The 19,652-nt window shown below is 72.1% G+C and carries 16 protein-coding genes and 1 pseudogene (1 of these 17 only partly in view); 12 read left to right on the top strand and 5 right to left on the bottom strand.

The window, feature by feature from the left end; genetic code table 11:
- The first annotated feature begins 29 nt into the window (after window positions 1-29).
- Window positions 30-572 (top strand): hypothetical protein, encoded by a 543-nt coding sequence (locus FrCorBMG51_RS25125; protein ID WP_157180476.1) that lies wholly within the window; start codon window positions 30-32, stop codon window positions 570-572.
- A gap of 74 nt (window positions 573-646) precedes the next feature.
- On the opposite strand, the gene FrCorBMG51_RS34655 is transcribed toward FrCorBMG51_RS25125, so the two are convergent.
- Window positions 647-1,237, bottom strand: coding sequence for an AAA domain-containing protein (locus FrCorBMG51_RS34655; protein WP_476742151.1), 591 nt, complete (start codon window positions 1,235-1,237; stop codon window positions 647-649).
- A 1,469-nt stretch (window positions 1,238-2,706) separates the two neighbouring features.
- On the opposite strand from FrCorBMG51_RS34655, the gene FrCorBMG51_RS11860 reads away from it, so the two are divergent.
- Entirely contained in the window at window positions 2,707-3,195 is a 489-nt protein-coding gene (locus FrCorBMG51_RS11860; protein WP_047223143.1) for a DUF6059 family protein, read from the top strand.
- Window positions 3,196-3,458: 263 nt separating this feature from the next.
- Entirely contained in the window at window positions 3,459-4,451 is a 993-nt protein-coding gene (locus FrCorBMG51_RS11855; protein ID WP_047223142.1) for an aldo/keto reductase, read from the top strand.
- Between the two features lie 86 nt (window positions 4,452-4,537).
- On the opposite strand, the gene FrCorBMG51_RS11850 is transcribed toward FrCorBMG51_RS11855, so the two are convergent.
- Together FrCorBMG51_RS11850 and FrCorBMG51_RS11845 are read right to left on the bottom strand one after the other, a co-directional pair.
- Window positions 4,538-5,290, bottom strand: coding sequence for an AfsR/SARP family transcriptional regulator (locus FrCorBMG51_RS11850; RefSeq protein WP_047223141.1), 753 nt, complete (start codon window positions 5,288-5,290; stop codon window positions 4,538-4,540).
- Between the two features lie 1,215 nt (window positions 5,291-6,505).
- A complete protein-coding gene (locus FrCorBMG51_RS11845; RefSeq protein WP_235433510.1) occupies window positions 6,506-7,102 on the bottom strand; it encodes a TetR/AcrR family transcriptional regulator in 597 nt (198 codons plus the stop codon).
- A gap of 611 nt (window positions 7,103-7,713) precedes the next feature.
- Between FrCorBMG51_RS11845 and FrCorBMG51_RS31120 the strand changes: the two genes are divergently transcribed.
- Window positions 7,714-8,610, top strand: a complete 897-nt coding sequence (locus tag FrCorBMG51_RS31120; protein ID WP_047223140.1) for a helix-turn-helix transcriptional regulator — start codon at window positions 7,714-7,716, stop codon at window positions 8,608-8,610.
- 284 nt (window positions 8,611-8,894) lie between these two features.
- Here the strand turns inward: FrCorBMG51_RS31120 and FrCorBMG51_RS11835 are convergent, their stop codons facing one another.
- Window positions 8,895-9,146 carry a ferredoxin gene (locus tag FrCorBMG51_RS11835; protein ID WP_083731083.1) on the bottom strand — a complete coding sequence of 84 codons (252 nt, stop codon included), beginning with the start codon at window positions 9,144-9,146 and terminating at the stop codon, window positions 8,895-8,897.
- On the bottom strand, window positions 9,143-10,306 hold the full coding sequence (locus FrCorBMG51_RS11830; protein WP_200902415.1) for a cytochrome P450: 1,164 nt from the start codon (window positions 10,304-10,306) through the stop codon (window positions 9,143-9,145). The genes FrCorBMG51_RS11835 and FrCorBMG51_RS11830 overlap by 4 nt, the downstream gene beginning before the upstream one ends.
- 308 nt (window positions 10,307-10,614) lie before the next feature.
- Between FrCorBMG51_RS11830 and FrCorBMG51_RS11825 the strand changes: the two genes are divergently transcribed.
- The 8 genes and pseudogenes from FrCorBMG51_RS11825 to FrCorBMG51_RS33745 form a co-directional block, all read left to right on the top strand.
- On the top strand, window positions 10,615-11,640 hold the full coding sequence (locus FrCorBMG51_RS11825; protein WP_047223139.1) for an LLM class flavin-dependent oxidoreductase: 1,026 nt from the start codon (window positions 10,615-10,617) through the stop codon (window positions 11,638-11,640).
- A gap of 75 nt (window positions 11,641-11,715) precedes the next feature.
- A complete protein-coding gene (locus FrCorBMG51_RS11820; RefSeq protein WP_052914595.1) occupies window positions 11,716-13,419 on the top strand; it encodes an FAD-dependent monooxygenase in 1,704 nt (567 codons plus the stop codon).
- A gap of 18 nt (window positions 13,420-13,437) precedes the next feature.
- Window positions 13,438-14,469, top strand: coding sequence for a 3-oxoacyl-ACP synthase III family protein (locus tag FrCorBMG51_RS11815; protein WP_047223138.1), 1,032 nt, complete (start codon window positions 13,438-13,440; stop codon window positions 14,467-14,469).
- Window positions 14,470-14,474: 5 nt separating this feature from the next.
- Window positions 14,475-15,431, top strand: a complete 957-nt coding sequence (locus tag FrCorBMG51_RS11810) for a 2-oxo acid dehydrogenase subunit E2 (RefSeq protein WP_086055410.1) — start codon at window positions 14,475-14,477, stop codon at window positions 15,429-15,431.
- A complete protein-coding gene (locus FrCorBMG51_RS11805) occupies window positions 15,428-16,465 on the top strand; it encodes an alpha/beta hydrolase (RefSeq protein WP_047223137.1) in 1,038 nt (345 codons plus the stop codon). Before FrCorBMG51_RS11810 ends, FrCorBMG51_RS11805 begins: the two co-directional genes overlap by 4 nt.
- A 164-nt stretch (window positions 16,466-16,629) precedes the next feature.
- Complete coding sequence (locus FrCorBMG51_RS31115) at window positions 16,630-16,806, top strand: hypothetical protein (protein ID WP_157180475.1); 177 nt, start codon at window positions 16,630-16,632, stop codon at window positions 16,804-16,806.
- Window positions 16,791-17,732, top strand: a pseudogene (locus tag FrCorBMG51_RS34650) (beta-ketoacyl [acyl carrier protein] synthase domain-containing protein); the annotation flags it as partial. The gene FrCorBMG51_RS31115 and the pseudogene FrCorBMG51_RS34650, both read left to right, overlap by 16 nt.
- 7 nt (window positions 17,733-17,739) lie before the next feature.
- Window positions 17,740-19,652, top strand: the 5' portion of a protein-coding gene (locus FrCorBMG51_RS33745; protein ID WP_086055398.1) for an acyltransferase domain-containing protein. 55 nt of this gene lie beyond the right edge of the window; 1,913 of the gene's 1,968 nt are visible here — the first part of the coding sequence; its start codon is at window positions 17,740-17,742; the stop codon falls past the right edge of the window.

Below are 19,652 nucleotides of genomic sequence, written 5' to 3'. Positions count from 1 at the left end.
GGCGGCCCGCCGACCGTACCGACCAGATCGTGGTAACGACGTCCGGCGGCGGTGACGGTTGTCCGCTCGCGGATCTTCGCCCGGACCGTCTCGACGTCGTCGACCGTGCGCAGCTCGAAGCCGTCGACGCGGGTGGCTGCGTGAAAGGCCCGCAGCTCCCGACCGCCCACCCGGGGCACGCCCCGGCCGGCGGCGAACCTCTCGGCAAGATCGTTGAGCGTCGCCTCCTGGACGCGGGGATCACCCTCCGCGACGACGACCGTCCGGCCGAAGGTCGCCCGGCGCAGCTCCACGATCGTCCGGGTCTCGGTAGCGAGCTGTTCGGCCTGCTCCGCCCAGAGGCCCGCGTATGCCCGCGACTGCGCGACCTGCGCGCGCACGGCCGCCAGCCACGGTTGCTCGGCGGCGGTGACACGGGCCGTCGCCGCGCGGACCGCGGCGAGAAGGTCGGCGAGAGCGTCGCCGCCCAACGTGTCCACCGCGGTGAAGGAGGCGCCCTGGGCCTCCAGGTCGGCGAGGTCGTCGCGCAGCTTGTCGAGCCGCCGGTACTGCTCGGCGAGCTGGCCGGCTGACGGCAGGCTTCCCCGGGCCGGCAGGTCGTGGCGGGCCGCGGCCGCGTCCGCCGCGGGGATGGCGGCGCACCGGATCAGTTCGTCGAGTTCGGCCACCGACAGCGGGGGACGCTGATGTTCGGTGAGCCGGTCCGGTATGCGGTCCCACTCGGTTTCGTGGCTGGCGAGCCAGTCGGNTGGCTGGCGAGCCAGTCGGCCACCCGGGCGGCCTTCGCCGGCCCGTCGGCGAGGGGAAACTCCGCGGCCTCGGCCGCGAGCAGGTCGACCAGCCGCAGCTCCAGCCCGCGCCGTTCGGCGTGCGCGGCGTCGAGGTCCGTCAGCAGCGCGTCGACCGTCGCACGCTCGACCCCCTCGTCGATGCTCGACACCGCGTCCATAATCATCTGCGCGGAGGCGCGGAGCTCGCCGAGGGCCGCGGAGGTGGAGCCGAGCACCGCGATCGACAGGTCACGCAGCTCGGCCGGGATCTTGTCCCGGAGCACGGCAAGGGCCTGCTCGTTGTGTGCCGTGACCAGCACCCGCCTGCCATGGGCGACGAGATGGCTCACGAGGTTCGCGATCGTGTGGCTCTTGCCCGTGCCCGGCGGGCCCTGCACCGTCACCCCACGGGACCGTTCGAGCTGGCTGGCGATGCGTTCCTGCTCGTCGTTGGTGGGCAGCGGCATCAGCAGCCGCCGCCCAAGCGGACCGGCGGCGGCACCGGCATCGTCGTCGGCTGTCGCGGTTGCGCCCGGGAGCCGGCCGGCGTTCTCGTTGTCCACGACCGCGGCAAGCGCTTCCGGCAGCACGTCACGCTCGGTGAGAACCTGCCGGAGCTCGGCGTAGAACCGCTGGTAGAGCGCTGGACGGGGACGGACGAACAGCACCCAGGTGTCCACCAGCACGGGCGAGGCCGCCGGCGGCGGGACATGGTCGGCCAACGGGCCCCGCCGGCCGAGGAGAAGCTCGGCGTCGAGGCCCAGCGGGGCGACGATCTGCCGGTACACCTCGGTCAGCCCGTCCTCGCTCCACAGGTCCGGCGGGCTCGCCCGGACGGCGTCGCGCAGCGCGCCCAGCTCCTCGAGCGCGGCGATCCCCAGCCCGTGCAACGGGTCGGTCTCGACACCGGGATAGCCGTCCGGCAGCACGCTCAGGTCCCCGTTGTCGGGATCCAGCTCGATCGCCAGGGGGGTGACGAGCAGCGGATGATCGATAAGGTGCTCACCCGGCGCCCAGGACAGAACGCCGTGCCCCCACACCAGTTCGTGGGTGGCGCTGTCCCGGGCCAGCCGCAGCCGCAGGTCGTACAGCCGCTGGTAGAGCAGCCGGGCGGACCGCGCGGGACGGGCGGTGTTCGCCCATGGCTCCCACTGCTGCGTTATCCAGGTGGAAAGCTCGGCCCGCAGGCGCTGTGGGTCCTCACCGTCACGTGCGCAGGCCTCCTCGAAATCCGCTGGCAGCGCCGGCGGGTCGGGCAGATCGACCGTGACACCCGGCAGGTGGTCCGCCAGCCGGGCCGGTAGCACCGGCGGTGGCGGCTCCACCGCCTTGCCCACCCGCAGCCAGGACGACCGGGTCGCGCTCGGGCCCAGGGCGACCGCCGGGTGCGTCGGGACGTCACGCGGCCGGGTCAGCGGCGAGTCGTAATCCGTCAGCCGCCGTTTCGGTTTCGTCGACAGCTCCAGCGCGAGCGCGGCCAGGTAGTCCAAAAGGTGCAGCGACCGCGCCTTCACCTTTTCGTCGTACCCGACCACTGTGTCTCCCCACGCGCAGGCACCCGTCACGGACAGGACGTTTCTATCGGACGGATCCGACATCCCCCGACACGTCTGGCCCACGAGATGCGGGCCCGTACCGTACGGATCACCCGAGCGGGCCGCCGCCAACCATACGTGCAGAAGAGACTACGGCTGGTCCCCTCGAGAAGGAACCGGATCGGTGCGGCAGGAACACCGTGGGTGTCCGGTCCGCCGGCGCCGGTCGCAGGCCCGCACGACAGGGCTCTGTCGGTGCGGCCGGGTGTCGAACCAGGAGCCGAGACCACAGCAGCGGGCCGACGATCACAGGCACACGGTCGCCGCGGTCGGGCGGCCCGGAGAGCAGGGCGGGCGCCGGGACCCGCGGGCGGTCAAGCCGGGCTTCAGCGCGCTGCCGCATGATCGGTCAGGTCACGATCGGTTGTGTACGGCGCGGCGGCCACGCTTCGTCGCCCGGAGAAGAGGGCGGAAAACCCTGCCATGACCAGCCCACGCACGCCGTCCGGCCGCCAGCGGCGGCNNCCGGCCGCCAGCGGCGGCTGCCCGTCCACCCGCCTGCTGTCTCCCGCCAGGCGGACTCGACGTGGCTGTTCGGACGCCACCTGCGGCGGCTGCTCACCGGTGCGCGGGCAGCCCTGCGCTGGACCGGCTCGACGCTGGTGCTGGTGGGCGAGACGGCCGTGTTCGTCTGGACGGGATGCCCGGTCCGGCCGCCGGTCGGGCCCGTCGAGAACCGGCCCTGCCCGTCGACCCCGCCCGGCCATCCCGAGCGGGTACCGGCCGAGCGCGTCCCCAGCCCGGCCGAACGCGGGCTGTGGCGCGGACTCGACGACATTCCCGATCCTTTCCCGGTCCACCCGGAAGCATCCGACGGCCCATATCGGTGACCGCCGGTACGAAGTGGCGGGTGACAGGGCCGCGGCCCGCGGAGACGGCTGAATATCGATATCGCTGTCCGTCACATCGTCTCCCGGGCTGTCTTCCGGGCCGGCCCGCGTATCCGGACCGGTGGCATCCCCCGCGGTTTGGGAGTGCTTAAGCAGCTGGGACCACGCTGGCTGTGCGGAGCAGAAAGCACCACGGAAGCCGGGCCCGGCGAATCTGACGAAACGGTTCCGGACAGCGTTCAGGACAGAACGGAGCACACAACATGGCGGATCTGCCCACCCGCTATCTCGGCAAGCTCGAGGTAAGCGCACAGGGGCTGGGTGGCCTGGGCATCAGCGAGTTCTACGGGCCGACCGACGACGCCGAGTCGCTGGCGACCATCCGGCGCGCACTCGATCTCGGCGTGACCCTGCTCGACACGGCCGACGTCTACGGCCACGGCCACAGCGAGCGGCTGATCGGCCAGGCCATCGCCGGCCGGCGTGGCGAGGTGGCGGTGGCGACGAAGTTCGGGGTCCGCCGAGCGGACAACGGCATCGGCCAGGAGGTGCGGGGTGACCGGGAGTACGTGCGGGAGGCGATCGACGCGTCACTGACCCGGCTCGGCGTCGACCACGTCGATCTTTACTACCTGGCCCGGTTGGACCCCAAGGTGCCGATCGAGGACACTGTTGGCGCGCTGGCCGAGCTGGTCGAGGCCGGCAAGGTCCGCTATCTGGGGCTGTCCGAGGTGGGTGCGGGGACGCTGCGGCGGGCGCACGCGGTGCATCCGATCACGGCGCTGCAGAGCGAATGGTCGGTGTGGACCCGCGGTATCGAGGAGGATGTCGCTCCGACCGCCCGCGAGCTGGGCATCGGCATCGTCGCCAACGCCCCGCTGGGCCGGGGTTTCCTCACCGGCCGGTACCGCAGCCGCGACGTGTTCGGGCCGGACGACTTCCGCTTTCTCGCGCAGCCGCGGCTGACCGCCGAGAACCTGCCGCACAATCTCGCCCTGGTGGACCGGCTGGCCGCGATCGCCACCGAGCGAGGGGTCACCGCCGGTCAGCTCGCGCTGGCCTGGCTCGCCCACCGAGGCCCGGACGTGGTGCCGATCCCGGGTACCCGCCGGCAGGACCATCTGCTGGAGAACCTCGCCGCCGTCAGCATCACCCTGACCGACGAGGAACTGGCCGCGATCGAGGCGGCCATTCCGCCGGAGGAGGTACGGGGCACGAAGCTCACCGATTTCAGCCTTCAGTTCGTCGACCTGTGACACGGTCGGGGACCATGACCACTGTTCCCGCCTCGGTCGTCCATCAGGCCTCGATCGTCCACCAGGCATCAGTCGTCCACCAGGCATCAGTCGTCCACCAGGATGGCCTGGTGCAGTTCGCGTACGGCGCGGCCCGGCTCAAGGCCAAGTTCGGCGACAATGGTGTGCCGGGCACGCTGGTAGACCTGCAGCGCGGCGGCCCGCCGGCNGGCCCGCCGGCCGCTGCGGTGCAGGGCCAGCATGAGCTGGCGATAGAACACCTCGTGCAGCGGGTATTCGGCGACCAGATTCCGCAGGAGGCCGACCAGTTCCCGGTGCCGGCCGAGCCGGAAGTCGCATTCGACCAGATTCTCGTAGCATTCCAGCCGCAGTTCGTCGAGCCAGGCGACGAAACCGTCGACGATCTCGCCCCCGCGCTGGTCCTCCAGGACCCGGCCGCGCCACAGCTCCAGCCCGCCGGTCAGGGACGTGGAGGCCGACTCGTAGTCACCCACCCGGAAGGCCGCCCGTCCCTCGTCGAGCAGCCGCAGGAACTCCAGCAGATCCAGCTCGTCCGGGCCGACCCGCATGAGATAGCCCGGTGAACGGGTCACCAGGTCGGAGCAGTCCCGACCGTTGGCGGCGAGGAACTTGCGCAGCTGCGAAACATAGACGTGTAGTCCGGCGACAGCCCGGCGCGGAGGTGAGTAACCCCACAGTTCCGCGACGAGCTGTTCCGTCGAGACCACCTCGTTCGCCTTTATGAGAAAAACCGCAAGAAGCGTCGCCACCTTCCGAGCGTTGATAGACGCCACCCGATCGTTCTCAATTATCCGCAACGGGCCCAGCAACTGGAACATGGGATCAGACCTCCGCAGACGAGTGGATTTCGTCGACCGCAGTCGACTGGCCCCCGTTCCGCCCAGTCTCACATACTCATCCACTCCCGGCATCGGAGGAACCCCATATCCGTTCACGAATTCTCGGCCTGGAAGTGGTAACGGAGGACACATTGTTTCTTATTCATGTCTGAAGTTCTGCACCGCTGTGACGCCGCCGACGCGACATCAGCCGGGCCAGAGCCGCCCGGGAGGGGACCTGCGAGCGTGCGGTGGATACGGGCCAGGCGCAGCTGGACGGTCCGCGGGCTGGGATTCGGCTCGTCGGCGATCTCCTTGTTCTTCCGGCCGGTGCCGGCGACGTACGCGATCTCGCATTCGCGGCCGATGAGCGAGGTAGCCGGTAAGTGAGGCGGGCAGCGGGTGTGCCGGCCCGTCCGCGGGCCGGTGTGGGGTGGTGGGCCGAGGCCGTTGCCCCATCGCCGTCGGCGGCCACGCCGTCGGCAGCCACCCTGTCGGTGGCCAGGCCGTCGGCAACCACGCCAGCCCCCGTCCCAGCAGGAGGAACGGCGGCAGCACGGTCCGGCCGGTGGGTACGGCCAGCGCGGCGCCCCGGTCGCGGTGACGCTCGGCGTCACAGCGATACCCCAGGCACGCTCTGTACACCCGAGCGCGCCCGCGGGCCCGAACACGCCTGTGTCCGGGCACACCTGTACCCGGGCGCACCTCGCGGCGCCCGGGATGCGCCGCGCACCTGGACCGGCGGGGCAACGGCCCCCAGACGGACCGGAACACCTCGGCGGGCAGGAAGAGATGATCACCGGGCATCGTGGTGAAAATTCCCCTGTTGTTCCGCAGAACGACACAAAAAAGCAACGGATCTGGAATCAGACGCCAAACACTCCACACCCGTTCGGCACACGGGGAACGGACCCACGGCATGGGTCCGCCGCTGAAGGGGCTGGATTATCGGTGGGAGCCGAAGGAGCGGCTCGGCGACAAGGGGAGGTGTGCCGCCGGACAGGAAGCACTCACCACTGTGCCGAAGTCGACGTGGCGACGCCGGAACAGATTTGCGGCCTGCGACCGCGGGACGGCGTACGAATGGCCGGCATTACACCGGCGGAAACGGGCTGTGACGCCGCACCTCATCCGCCGCGTCCTCCCAGCCCAGCCCGGTGTGTCGACGTCCGCACCGTACCGGTGTGATGCTCCAGTTTGCAAGAGCCGAGTGAGTCAGAAAGCAATAACACTGGGTGACCGGAGGCCGGTGGCAATAATCGACATCAGCGCCTCCAGTTGACCGGCGCGCTCCGGTGCCTGCTCCCGGACCCAGGCAATGGCGCTGACCAGGGCGATCACCTCGTCGACCCCGATGTCCGCGCGGACCTCCCCGGCGTGCTGGGCCCGGGTGAGCAGCGCCGCGGCGGCGTTGTCCACGTTCTTGCAGGAGCGGTGCAGCGCGGACCGCGCGTCGCGGGGTCCGTTGAGCAGGGCGGCTGCGACACCACGATAGGTAGCCACGTACGCCATCAGATCGGACAGCCAGGTGATCAGGGCGGTACCCGGGGCCTCGGACTCCAGCAGCCGGTCCGCCTCTGCGCAGATGGCGGTGGTGCGGTCGTGCACCAGCGCCTCCAACAGCGCCTCCCGGCTGGCGAAATGCCGGAACAGCGTGCCGATGCCGACACCCGCGCGCCGAGCCACCTCGTTGAGGGATATCTCGTCGTCCTGGCTGGTCATGGCCTCCCTGGCCACGGCGAGGATCCGCTCCCGATTGCGCCGTGCGTGGGAGCGCATCGGCCGCCCGGTGGCCTCCGCCAGGTCACTCATGCGCGCCGCCACCCATGCGAAACCTCCCTGCCTCGACCAGACTCCTTAGCCTATGAACTTCGACCCGCACAGGCGGCGTCTTCGCCCCTGTCGGCCCCCTCCGGAGCCGTTGCCGTCCCGGCGTCCGGACCTGCCAGTAGTTACTGCCCGCATTCACTTGACGCCGTCATGACGGCTGGTAGGCTCGACATTGGCTGTTTGTAGGCAACTAATTGTTTTACTCGACACATCCGGGCAGACCGGATGGCAGTCGACCAGAATTCCGGGCACCATAACTCCGTGTCAGTGGTGACACGATGCTGTGGCGGTCCGCCGTGACGCCGATCCAGGTGCCCGATACCGGGCCGGGGAAACCGGTTCTCAGCATCGGATCGCGTACGAACATCGTCGGTCGTTATTCTCCGTTACCCGAGGGGACGGAGCAAGGCGCACCGAAGTGTCGGCCCCGGTCCGGGATCGGGCCCGACCGCCCAGACAGAACCGGGGTCGTTTCACCAAAATCAGCGCTCCGGTCCGACCATTGATCCACGGCTCCGCACGGGGTTCGGGGTGGAAGTCCGAACGCGGTGGGATACATCCGGCCGCGGCAACATGGACGGAAGCAGGTCACAATGATCAGCGGAGTGATGGCCGGCACGCCGACCGGTGGGGCTGACTGGTCGTCACGGCAGCGACAGGAACGTTTCCGGGAAAATCGATCCGCCGCCCTGCGGGAATGTCTGCTGGGACGACGGGCGGCGGGCGGCGACCTGCTCGCGCGGGCGCTGACGGCTTCCCTGGCCGCGCCAACGGTGGAAAAGGTCTCGTTGCTCGCGACGTTGGGGCTGCTGGCGATGGTCGGTGAGAAGCCGCCCTCGGCGGACCAGGTCGATCTCGTCGCCCGAGCGATCACCGATGGTGACACCTTGGCGGTGGCTGGATTACACGCGGTACACGCGCAGCGGGCCGTTTTCGCCGCCGAGACCACCACCGCCCGGACCTGGGCCTGCGCGTCCGCCACCGCGGTGGACAGGCTGAGCGACGCTGAACTCGCCACCTGCCTGGAGATCGTCCCGCTGCTGGCCTGGGTGGAGGCATGCCTGGGGTGTCGCTATGACGCCGAGCGTCACTGCGACCGGGGCGCCGCGCTGGCCGTACCCACCGGCCGGACCGTGCTGCCGCCGTTCCTCCTGCTGGGACGGGGGCTGGCGTGGCTGCCGACGGCGATGGGGCAACGGCCTCGGCCCACCACCCCACACCGGCCCGCGGACGGGCCGGCACACCCGCTGCTCGCCTCACTCACCGGCCGCGAACGCGAGATCGCGTACGTCGCCGGCACCGGCCGGAAGAACAAGGAGATCGCCGACGAGCTGAACCTCAGCCCGCGGACCGTCGAACTGCACCTGACCCGTATCTACCGCAAGCTCGGGATCCCCTCCCGGGCAGCCCTGGCCCGGCTGATGTCGCAGCTCGGCGACGTCACAGCGGAGCGGGAGGTCACGGCGGAGCGGGACGCCGACGGCGTATGAGAAACAGCGGCTGACAACACGCGATCCGCATACGACACCCTGCGCGGGGCCGCGGAGCGCCCGCGGAGTGCCCGCGGCGCCGGCATCACTACCAGCACCGACAGGCGCCCCGCGGGCTGGGGCAGGTTCCTCCCTCCGAAGGAAACGGGTCCTGCCCCAGGGGCCGCCGGCTCGCCCCGGGCGGGCGACGGCAGGCTTGTTCGGTCGCCCATTCCATTACAGCCTGCGTCAGGTCCGTCCAGGGCGGGCGGCGGCCGATCTGGCCGGCCCGGCCGTGCTTGCGCTCAGGCCGGTTCGACAGAGATCACACCCGCCGGGCACAGCCTGCGGGCCAGCTCGACGTTGTCCCGGTGGTGCGCCGCGGGCGTCGCCTCCAGGATGATCACGAGACCTTCGTCGTCGTCGTGCTCGAACACCTCCGGGGCGGTCAGCACGCACAGCCCGGCGCCGATGCAGCGCTCCCGGTCGGCGCGCACCCGTATCCGCCCGTTGTCGGGCGACGGGACCGGGGCGGGGCCGTCGGCCGCCCTGGTCACCACGTGACCGGCAGCGACTCGAGTCCCTGCATGGTGCCGGAGGAGCGCATCCGCAGGTCTTCGAACGGCACGGCCAGCCGCAGCCCCGGAATACGGGCGAACAGCGTGCGATAGGCGGTCTCCAGCTGCAGCCGGGCCAGGTTCTGGCCCAGGCACTGGTGAATGCCGTAGCCGAAGGTGAGGTGCTGACGGTTGCCCCGGGAGATGTCGAAGACGTGCGGGTCGGCGTGCACCGACTCGTCCCGGTTCACCATTGTCGAGGACACCACGATGCCGTCACCGGCCCGGATCACGACGTCGTCGATCTCGATGTCGTCGGTGACCCAACGGACCGCGGCAAAGTCGGTGACGGCCAGGTAGCGCAGCAGTTCCTCCACCGCTGTCTGTACCGGCACCTCGCCGGAGATGAAAGCGGCCAGCTGCTCGGGATGGGCGAACAGGGTGACCACCCCGAGCGGAATCATCGACGATGTCGTCTCCAGCCCGGCGATCATCAGCACCATGGAAAGCTGGGTCAGTTCCGCGGCGGTGATGGTGCCGGCCTGCACATAGTGGACCAGCCGGCCGATCACCCCGTCACCGGGCTCGGTGAGGTTGCGCTCGACCAGCGTGCCCAGGTACTGCGCGAGCTGGGCGCCGGCCGCCTCGGTCTCGGCCGGTTCCCGGGCCTGCATCACCCCGGCGGTGGCGGCCTGGAAGAACTTGTGGTCCTCGTAGGGCACCCCGACCAGCTCGGACATCACCAGCGACGGGATCGGCAGCGCGTAGCTCTGGACCAGGTCGGCTGTCGGGCCGGCGGCGAGCATGTCGTCGATGAGCCCGTCCACCAGCTCCTGGATGCGCGGTGCCAGCGCCCGCGCCTTCTTGAGGCTGAACTCGGGGTTGAGCAGGCGGCGGTGGATGTCGTGGATCGGCGGGTCCTCCCCCACCAGCACCAGCTTCCGGGCGGCCTGGGCCCCCAGGTGCGGCGCCATCGTGGGGTACTCCTGGCGGGTGCGGTCCGCGGACAGCTTCGGGTCGCTGAGCAGCCGACGGCCCTGCGCGTACCCGGTCACCAGCCACACCCTGCGCTTGTCCCACAACGTGACCTTGTTCAACGGGCCGCGGCTGCTGATCTGACGGTAGGACTCCGGCGGCTGGTAGGGGACGGTCCGGGGCACCGGAAAAGACGGGGCATCTTCAAGATCAACAGACAAGACGGCCTCCAACACGGCGGTCGACTGTGGTCGAACGGTCCGGGACAGTAGAACGGAAGCAACGGTAATGTTTCCCCGAACCGTCCACAAGAACACTTAAGAACGACCTTCGCCAGCTTTTGCCGGCGCTTCAGAATCGCGTTTCCGTGCCTCCCCCAGCACAATCACGGAGGCGGCCCACTCACTTTAGAAGCCGGCAAGGAAGCCACTAGGAAACGCCGTGATGATAGGTCTCACGGCCGACCCCTCCCCCTGCCGAAACGGAGCCGGAAGTGCGCGTTGGCATCAACTACCTCAGCCCCTCGACCGCCATTGACCAGGAGTCGACCCGGGAGAAGTACCGGGACTTCTTCGACCAGGTCGAATGGGCCAACGACAAAGGCTTCACCGGTATCTGGATCACGGAGCACCACTTCTCCAGCTACAGCCTGAGCGCCTCGCCGTTGCTGCTGCTCACCAAGGCGGCTGCGATCGCCCCCGACCTGCGGCTGGGCACCGGCATCCTCGTGCTTCCGCTGTGGGATCCGGTGCGTCTCGTCGCCGACGTGTCCACGCTGGACGCCGTCAGCGACGGCCGGGTCGACCTCGGCATCGGGCGCGGCTACCAGCCGCACGAGTTCCACGGCTTCGGCCGGGACCTCGCCGACAGCCGTGAGGTCTTCGAAGAGTCGGTCGAGCTCATCCTGCAGCTGCTGACCCGCTCGGAGACGAGCTTCACCGGCCGGCACTACCACATCGACACCACCGTCACGGTGCTGCCGCGGCCGGTGCAGACCNCCTTCGCGGTCCGGCACGGCTTCCACCACCTCGGGCTCGCGCTGTCGTCGCCGGCCGACCTCGCCCAGCGGCGGCGGTTCATCGACAGCCTGGCGGACCAGGCACCGCCGGGCGCCACCGACACGGAGTTCTCCGCGAACCGGTTCGTGTTCGTCGGCACGGACCCGGACGCCCACCGGGCGGCCGTCCGCGAGGTGGCCCGCCAGCTCGGCGCGTCCCGCGCGCTGGCGCAGGGCGGGGTGCCCGTCGACGGGGTCGTCCCCGGGCTGCTGGGCACGGTCGACCCGGCGGACGAGGCGCTGGCCCGCGACCGTCTCGTCGGCGGCAGCCCGCAGGAGGTACTGGCCCAGTTCGTCGAGTTCGCCGAGGCCGGGGTCAGCTACGTCAACGCCGCCTTCCAGTTCGGCGCGCTGCCGTCCGACGCCGCGTTCGCCTCGGCGAAGCTGTTCGCCGCGGAGGTGCTCCCGGCGCTCGCAGAGGTGGCACCCGTCCGGCCGGCGCCGCTGGCCCAACCCGTCTGAGACGATGGCGACCGCCACCGCATCCTTCCCACCCGTCCCCGCGGCGGACGGGGNCCCGTCCCCGCGGCGGACGGGGTGGCGCGTACCGACGTCGTCATCGTCGGTGCCGGCCCCACCGGCCTCATGCTCGCCGGCGAGCTGCGCCTCGCCGGCGTCGAGGTCGTCGTCCTCGAAGCGCTCGAGCGACCGACCGGGCAGTCCCGGGCGCCCGGTGTCTACGCCGCCACCCTGGCGGCGTGGCACCAGCGGGGCCTGCTGGAGCTGTTCGGGGACCGCCTGCGCCCGGCGGCCGCCGGGCACTTCGCCCTGCTGGCCGGCGGGCTGGACCTGCGCCCGCTCGACACCGACCGGCCGGCCGCCCTGATCGGACAGGCCGAGGTCGAGCAGGTGCTGGCCGAGTGGGCGGCCGGGCTCGGCGCGTGGATCCGGCGCGGGCACCGTGTCGTCGGGATCACCCGGGCGCCGGGCGGCGTGCGGGCGCTCGTCGCCGGGCCGGCGGGCACCTACCAGCTCGACGCCGACTACCTGGTCGGCTGCGACGGCGGTCGCAGCACGGTCCGCCGGGCCGCCGACTTCGCCTTCCCCGGCACGCCGGCGACCACCGAGGTGCTGCTCGCCGACGTCCGCGGGGTGCCCGCCAGCCAGCTGCTGACCCTGCCCCGCGCCCCGTTCCCGTTCGTGCGCAACGAGCGCGGCTGGGTCGGGCTCACGCTGCTGGACGCGGACACCACCCGGGTGTTCGTCTGCGACTTCGCCCGGGTCCCCGCCCCGGGCGGGGCCGCGCCGGCCTTCGAGGAGATCCGCGACGGCGCGGCCCGCGTCGCCGGGCTCGACCTGTCCGGCGGCGTCCCGATATGGGTCAGCCGGTTCGGCAACGCCACCCGGCAGGCGACCGAGAGCGTCCGCGGCCGGGTCGTGCTCGCCGGGGACGCGGCCCACGTGCACCCGCCGTTCGGCGGGCAGGGGCTCGGACTGGGCATCGCCGACGCGGTGAACCTGGGCTGGAAGCTGGCCGCGACGGTGCGGGGCCGGGCACCGGCCGGCCTGCTGGACACCTACCACGCCGAGCGCTACCCGGCCGTGGCCGCGGTCCTGCGTCTCACCCAGGCACAGGACGTGCTGATGAGTGGCGGGCCCGCGGTCGACGCCCTGCGGGAGGTGCTCACGCGGGTCTTCGCCGAGCCCGACGCGAACCGGCTGATGGCCGCGGAGGTGACCGGCCTGGGGCTGCGCTACGACCTTGGCGACGACCACCCGCTGGTGGGCCGGCGGCTGCCCGACCGGGCGCTGCGCACCGCGGACGGGGCTCTGACCAGCACGTCCCGCCTGCTGCACCCGGCCCGCGGGGTGCTGCTCGACCTCAGCGCGGACCCCGACTCACACCTCGACGCCGCCACCGGCCTCGACCCGGATTTCGGCGCGGACCTCGCCGTGGGCTTCTCACCGAGCCGGCTCGGCGCAGGCTGGGCCGGCCGGGTCGACACCGTCGTCGCCAGGCTCACGGAGGCCGCCGACGGTGCCCGTTCCGGCGACGAGCTCGCGCGGCTGGCGGCCGTCCTCGTCCGGCCGGACGGGCAGGTGGCGTGGGTGGCGCGGCGCGGCGACCCGCCCGACGGCGCGGGCCTGCGCACGGCGCTCACCCGCTGGTTCGGCGCCGCGGACGCCGACGCCGTCGATGCCGTCGACGCCGTCGATGCCGTCCCACCGCCGGCGGCCATCATCCCGGAACCGGAGGGAGCCAGAACCGCACCCGCCACCCTCGACCCGGCTGTGCCGTAGCAACCCGGAAGGAACCCGATGACCCCGCCCGATGTCCACCTCGCCGCCGTCGGCACGGCGCTGCCCGGCCCTCCTGTCGACAACGCGGCCCTGGCCCGCCGCTTCGGGATGGACCCGATCTGGGAGGAGTGGGTCGACACCTTCATCGGCACCCGCACCCGCCATCTCGCGGTCGACCTGGACACCGGCGAGGTCCGGTACTCGCTGGCCGACCTGGGCGAGACCGCCGGCCGGCAGGCGCTGGAGACCTCCGGGTTCACCGCCGAGGACATCGACCTCGTGGTGATGGGCACGGCGACCCCGGACCACCTGATGCCCGCCACCGTGAACGTGGTCGCCGACCGGCTCGGCATCGACGGTGTCTCCACCTACCAGCTCCAGTCCGGGTGCGCCGGCGCCTTCCAGGCGCTCGACGTCGCCCGCCAGATGCTGCTCACCGGCCGGCACCGCACCGCCCTGGTCCTCGGCGGCGACGTGATCGCCAAACACTACGACCTGGAGCTCGACCTGCGCAGCCTGCCACCGGCCGAGATGGTCAACGTCGCGCTCTTCGGTGACGGCGCCGGCGCCGTCGTGCTGACCACCGAGCCGCGCGGCGACTCCACCGCGCTGCGCACCGTGTTCACCCGGCTGACCGGGCTGCGCCGCGCGCCCGGCCAGATCCTGGAGTGGTTCGGCCCGGCACAGCGCCAGCCGGGGGGCACCGGCGCGCGGGAGGACTACAAGGCCATCGAGGCGTCGGTGCCCGTGATGGCCGAGGAGATCCTGGCCGAGCTGCTCAAGCAGCTCGGCTGGTCCTCCGACGAGGTCGACTACGTGCTGCCACCGCAGCTGTCCGGCACCATGACCGCCCGGATCATGGCCCGGCTCGACGTGCCCGGGATGCACGAGGTCACCTGCGTCAACGAGACCGGCAACAACGCCAACGCCCTGCCCTTCCAGCAGCTCGAGCGGGTGCTGCCCCAGCTCGCCGACGGCGACCGGGTGCTCGGCATCGCCGTCGAGTCCAGCAAGTGGATCCAGGCCGGATTCGCCCTGGAGAAGGTGTGACGCCGATGACCATCACCGAGCTGGCCCGGCAGCGCCGGCACACCCTCTTCTTCCTGCGGGAGACCCGCGGGTTCGCGCCCGTCTTCCTCGACACCGAGGTGGACATGAGCCGCCTGCGGGCGCTGCGCTCACAGGACTCACAGGCCCGCCACTCGACGGTGACCTACGTGCTCTACGTCGCAGGGCGGGTCCTGGCGAACCATCCGGAGGCCAACGCGGCGATCCTCGACGGACGCCGGCCCCGCACGGCGCGCTACCCGGCCGTGCACGGCAAGGTCACCCTGGACAAGACCATCGACGGGCACCGGGTGGTGCTGGCCACCGTCGTGCCGGACCTGGAGCGCCGCAGCCTGGCGGAGATCCAGCAGCACGTCGAACGGTTCCGGGACGGCGACCCGGCGACGATGCCCGAGTTCGGCGGGGTGCGGCGGCTGCACGCCGCCAGGAGCTGGACGAAGGCGGCCCGGGCGTTCCGCCGGGTGGTCCGGCCGCTGGAAACCCGGCCGACGGTGTGGGGCACCGTCGCCGTCACCTCCCTCGGCCACCGTCCGGTGGACAGCTTCCACTCGGTCGGCGGCACCACCATCACCCTCGGGCTGGGCCGGACCGTCGATCGCCCGGTCGCGCGCGACGGCCGGGTCGTGGTGGCCCCGGTGCTGCGGCTCAGCCTGGCCTTCGACCATCGGGTGATCGACGGCGCCGAGGCCGCGGACGTGCTCGCCGAGATCAAGGAGGGGCTGGAGACCTTCCCGTGGGCCGTGGCCCCGGCCGCCTCGCGGCCCGCGGCCGCCACGCGGCCCGCGAACACTCAGCCCACGAACACCGCGGAGCCCACGAGCACCGAGCCAGCCGGCGGGCGCACNNNNCCGAGCCAGCCGGCGGGCGCACGCCCGTCGGTGTGGCCACGCAGCAGGCACACACGCAGCAGGCACAGCAGTCAGGCGGAGGGGATGCATAGATGAGCGACGTCGACGAGCTCAAAAGGCATGTCGCCGCACACGCGGCGACCCTGGGCATCGGCCCGCAGGAGTACCAGGCGCTGACCGCCGGCATCTCCCACGACGGGGTCGGCCCGGGGTCCTGGGTCTACGAATGGTCGCGGGCCGCCGAGGAGCGGGAGGCGGAAGGTGAGCTGCTGACCGCCGCCGCCTTCTACAACTTCGCCCGGTTCCCCTTCGTGGACGGCAACGCGCGTCTGGACGCCCTGGAGAACTGCGTGCGCACCATCGAGGAGTGGCGGTACGAGGTGCCCGCCGTGGAACGCCTCGACCTGAAGATCGGCAACGGCACCGTCGGTGCCTGGACCACCGGCCTGGTCGGCCCCGACAGCCTGGCCGGCGGCCAGCGACGACCGTTACTGATCATCACTGGCGGTATCGTCAGCATCAAGGAACAGTGGGTTACCGTCCTGCTCACAGCGGCCGAGCTGGGCCTGGCCGCGGTCGTCACCGAGCTGCCCGGCGTGGGCGAGAACACCCTGCGGTACACGCCGGAGAGCTGGCGGATATTCCCGGCGATCCTCGACGCGCTGGCCGACTCCGCCGACGTGTCCCGGACGTTCGCGCTGGCCCTGAGCTTCAGCGGGCATCTCGCGCTGCGCTGGGCTGTCGAGGATCCCCGCCTGCGCGGGATCGTCACCGCCGGCGCCCCGGTACGGCACCTGTTCACCGACCGGGCCTGGCAGAACGCCCTGCCCCCCGTGACCCGCGACACCCTCGCCCACCTGGCCGGCGTCGACGTCGAGCGGCTGCCCGACCTGCTGCCCGGATTCGCGCTGTCCGACCAGAAGCTTGCCGCCGTCAACGTCCCCGTACGCTACGTGGCCAGCACCCGTGACGAGATCATCCCGGCGCACGACGTCCAGCTCCTGCGGACGCACCTGAGCGACCTGGCGGTCCTCGAACACGACGACGTCCACGGCGCCCCCCAGCACGCCGCCGAGACCCGTGCCTGGACGGTGCAGGCGCTGCGGGACCTCCTCGACTCCACTCCGTAACACACGATCCCGCCCCGTGCTCCACCACGTAGCTCCGCCCCGTAGCTCCGCCCCGTAGCACACGCCGCGCAGCGCCGCCCCGAGCCGGGCGGCGCCGACGTGTCCGGCCTCGCCGTCCCACCCTTCAAGAGGCGATCCCACCGATCCAAGAGGCGATCCCACCGATGAGTACCGAGCACCGCCAGCAGATCCGCCCCGTTCCCACGGGTGCCCCCAACGGCGCCGCCGACGGCGCCGGCCTCGACACCGGCGTCCCCCCGCCGTCCCCGCCGAGACCGGCTCCGTCAGCCGGAACGCCCCCGCGGGTGACCTCGGAGGTGCCCCTGTGGACGGCGCCGTGAACGGCATCGTGGACGACATCGCCGTCGTCGGCCTGGCCTGTCGGCTGCCGCAGGCACCCGACCCCGCGGCGCTGTGGCGGCTGCTGCGCGAGGGCCGGGACGCGATCACCGACGTCCCGGACGGCCGGTGGACCATCCCGGCCGACCCCGCCTTCGACGGGATGCCCCGCCGCGGTGGCTTCCTCGACCGGGTGGACGCCTTCGACGCGCCCTTCTTCGAGCTCTCCCCGGCCCAGGCCGCCGCGATGGACCCGCAGCAGCGGCTGACGCTGGAACTCGGCTGGGAGGCGCTGGAGGACGCCGGGATCGTGCCAGGCCAGCTCGCCGGCAGCCGTGCCGGGGTGTTCATCGGCGCCACCTGGAACGACTACGCGGCGCTGGTGGACCGCGGCGGGCCGGGTGCTCTCAACCGGCACAGCATCACCGGAATCAACCGGGGCGTCATCGCCAACCACCTGTCCTACCTGCTGGGCCTGCACGGGCCGAGCCTGGTGGTCGACTCGGCGCAGTCGTCCGCGCTAGTCGCCGTGCACCTGGCCGTGGAGAGCCTGCGCCGCGGCGAGAGCGACCTCGCCCTGGCCGGCGGGGTGAACCTCGCCCTGACCGCCGAGGGCACCCTGGCCGCCTGGCGCTTCGGCGCGCTGTCACCGGACGGCCGGTCCTACACCTTCGACGAGCGGGCCAACGGCTACGTCCGCGGCGAGGGCGGCGGGGTGGTCGTGCTGCGCCCGCTGCGCAGCGCGCTCGCGGCCGGCAACCCGATCTACTGCGTCATCCGCGGCGGCGCCGTCGTCAACGACGGGGCCACCGAGGGTCTGACGGTCCCCGGGCTGAAGGGGCAGACGGAGACGCTGCGCGAGGCGTACCGGCAGGCCGGCGTCGACCCCCGCACGGTCGACTACGTGGAGCTGCACGGCACCGGCACGGCGGCGGGTGACCCGATCGAGGCGGCGGCCCTCGCCGCTGTGCTCGGCCGCGGCCGGCCNGCCCGCCGGCTCGCCGCTGCTGGTCGGCTCGGCCAAGACGAACGTCGGCCACCTCGAGGGTGCCGCCGGCATCGTCGGGCTGCTCAAGGTGGCGCTGAGCCTGCGCCACGGCGAGATCCCGCCGAACCTGAACTTCGTCCGGCCGAATCCGCGCATCCCACTCGACGAGCTGAACCTGCGGGTGCAGACCGCCCTGACCGAGTGGCCGCGGGCCGCCGGGGACAGACCGGCGCTCGCCGGTGTCAGCTCCTTCGGCATGGGCGGGACGAACTGCCACGTCGTGGTGTCCGCGCCGCCTGCGGCAACGGGCCACCCCGCCGAGACGGCGCCCGGGCGGCGTCCGACCGCCCGTCCGGCCGGCTCTGGCAGCTCACCCTCTGTCAGCTCACCACCGACCGTCATCTCACAACCGGCTATCTCCTCACAGCCGGCCGCCACTGCGGAAGCCGCCACTGCGGAAACGGACACCGCGGAAACGGACACCGCCTCAGAACCGGCCGTGGTGTCGCGGCCGGTTTCCGCCGTGGTGCCCTGGGTGGTCTCCGCCCGGGGCACGGACGCCCTGCGCGCCGCCGCCGGGCGCCTCGCGGACCAGCTTGCCGACCAGCTCGCCGAGGACCAGCCTGTCGACGACCAGCGCGGTGACGACGCCGGCCCCGACAGCGCGCGCCCGGAGCAGCCCGGTCCGGCGGAGTCAGCGGATGCCCCTGCGGAGCCGGCGGGCACGGATCCAGCGGGCAATCCGGTGGGCAATCCGGTGGGCAATCCAGTGGGCAATCCAGCGGGCAATCCAGCGGGCACGGTGGATCCGGTGGACGTGGCCGTGGCGCTGGCGACCACCAGGACGGCGTTCGAGGAACGCGCGGTCGTCATCGGGCGCACCGGCGGCGCACTGCGGGCCGGCCTGCGCGCGCTCGCGGACAACCAGCCGGCCGCAGGCGTGATCCGCGGCCGGATCCGGCGTACCGCCGACGGCGGGCCGGCAAAGCTGGCCGTGCTGTTCTCCGGGCAGGGCAGCCAGTACCCGGGCATGGGCCGAGGGCTGCACGCCGCGTTCCCCGCCTTCGCCGCCGCCTTCGACGAGGTGGTCGCGCACCTGGACCGGCACCTGGACCGTCCCCTGGGCGAGCTGGTGTTCGACGGCCCGGCGGAGACGCTCGCCGTCACCGCGTACACCCAGCCGGCGCTGTTCGCGATCGAGGTCGCGCTGTACCGGCTGGTCGAGAGCTGGGGGATCCGCCCGGACCTGCTGGCCGGGCACTCGGTGGGCGAGCTCGCCGCGGCACACGTCGCCGGGGTGCTGTCGCTGCCCGACGCGGCCGCCCTGGTGGTGGCGCGCGGCACGCTGATGCGGGATCTGCCGCCCGGCGGCGCCATGGTCGCGGTGGAGGCCTCCGAGGAGGAGGTCGCGCCGCTGCTGTCCGGGACGGTCGGCTTCGGCGCCCTCAACGGCCCCCGCGCGGTGGTCGTCTCCGGCGAGCAGGACGCCGTCACCGCGATCGCGGAGCACTTCCGGGCCCAGGGCCGGCGTACCAGCAGGCTCACCGTCAGCCACGCGTTCCACTCGCCGCTGATGGAACCGATGCTGCCGGCGTTCCGGCAGGTCGCCTCCGAGCTGACGTTCGCGGAGCCCACCCTGCCAGTGATCTCCAACGTCGCAGGCAGGCTGGCCGGCTCCGGTGACCTGACCACGGCCGGTTACTGGGTCGACCACGTCCGGCAGCCGGTCCGGTTCGGCGACGGCATCCGCGCCCTCGCCGCCGAGGGCGTGACCACGTTCCTGGAGCTGGGTCCCGGCGCCGCCCTCACCGCACTCACCCGCGAGGTGCTGCGGGACGCCGCGGACGGGCCGGCGGACGA

This window comes from Protofrankia coriariae (assembly GCF_001017755.1).
In the GTDB taxonomy this organism is placed as follows: domain Bacteria; phylum Actinomycetota; class Actinomycetes; order Frankiales; family Frankiaceae; genus Protofrankia; species Protofrankia coriariae.
Note: the sequence above shows the minus strand (reverse complement) of the source record. Positions and strands in the feature narration are given on the sequence as shown.

Bases quoted from the DNA above. Each gene is read 5' to 3' on its own strand.
- FrCorBMG51_RS11855 (WP_047223142.1), top strand. From the start codon at position 3,459: ATGGCGGATCTGCCCACCCGCTATCTCGGCAAGCTCGAGGTAAGCGCA.
- FrCorBMG51_RS11845 (WP_235433510.1), bottom strand. From the start codon at position 7,102: ATGAGTGACCTGGCGGAGGCCACCGGGCGGCCGATGCGCTCCCACGCA.
- FrCorBMG51_RS31120 (WP_047223140.1), top strand. From the start codon at position 7,714: ATGATCAGCGGAGTGATGGCCGGCACGCCGACCGGTGGGGCTGACTGG.
- FrCorBMG51_RS11815 (WP_047223138.1), top strand. From the start codon at position 13,438: ATGACCCCGCCCGATGTCCACCTCGCCGCCGTCGGCACGGCGCTGCCC.
- FrCorBMG51_RS11805 (WP_047223137.1), top strand. From the start codon at position 15,428: ATGAGCGACGTCGACGAGCTCAAAAGGCATGTCGCCGCACACGCGGCG.
- FrCorBMG51_RS31115 (WP_157180475.1), top strand. From the start codon at position 16,630: ATGAGTACCGAGCACCGCCAGCAGATCCGCCCCGTTCCCACGGGTGCC.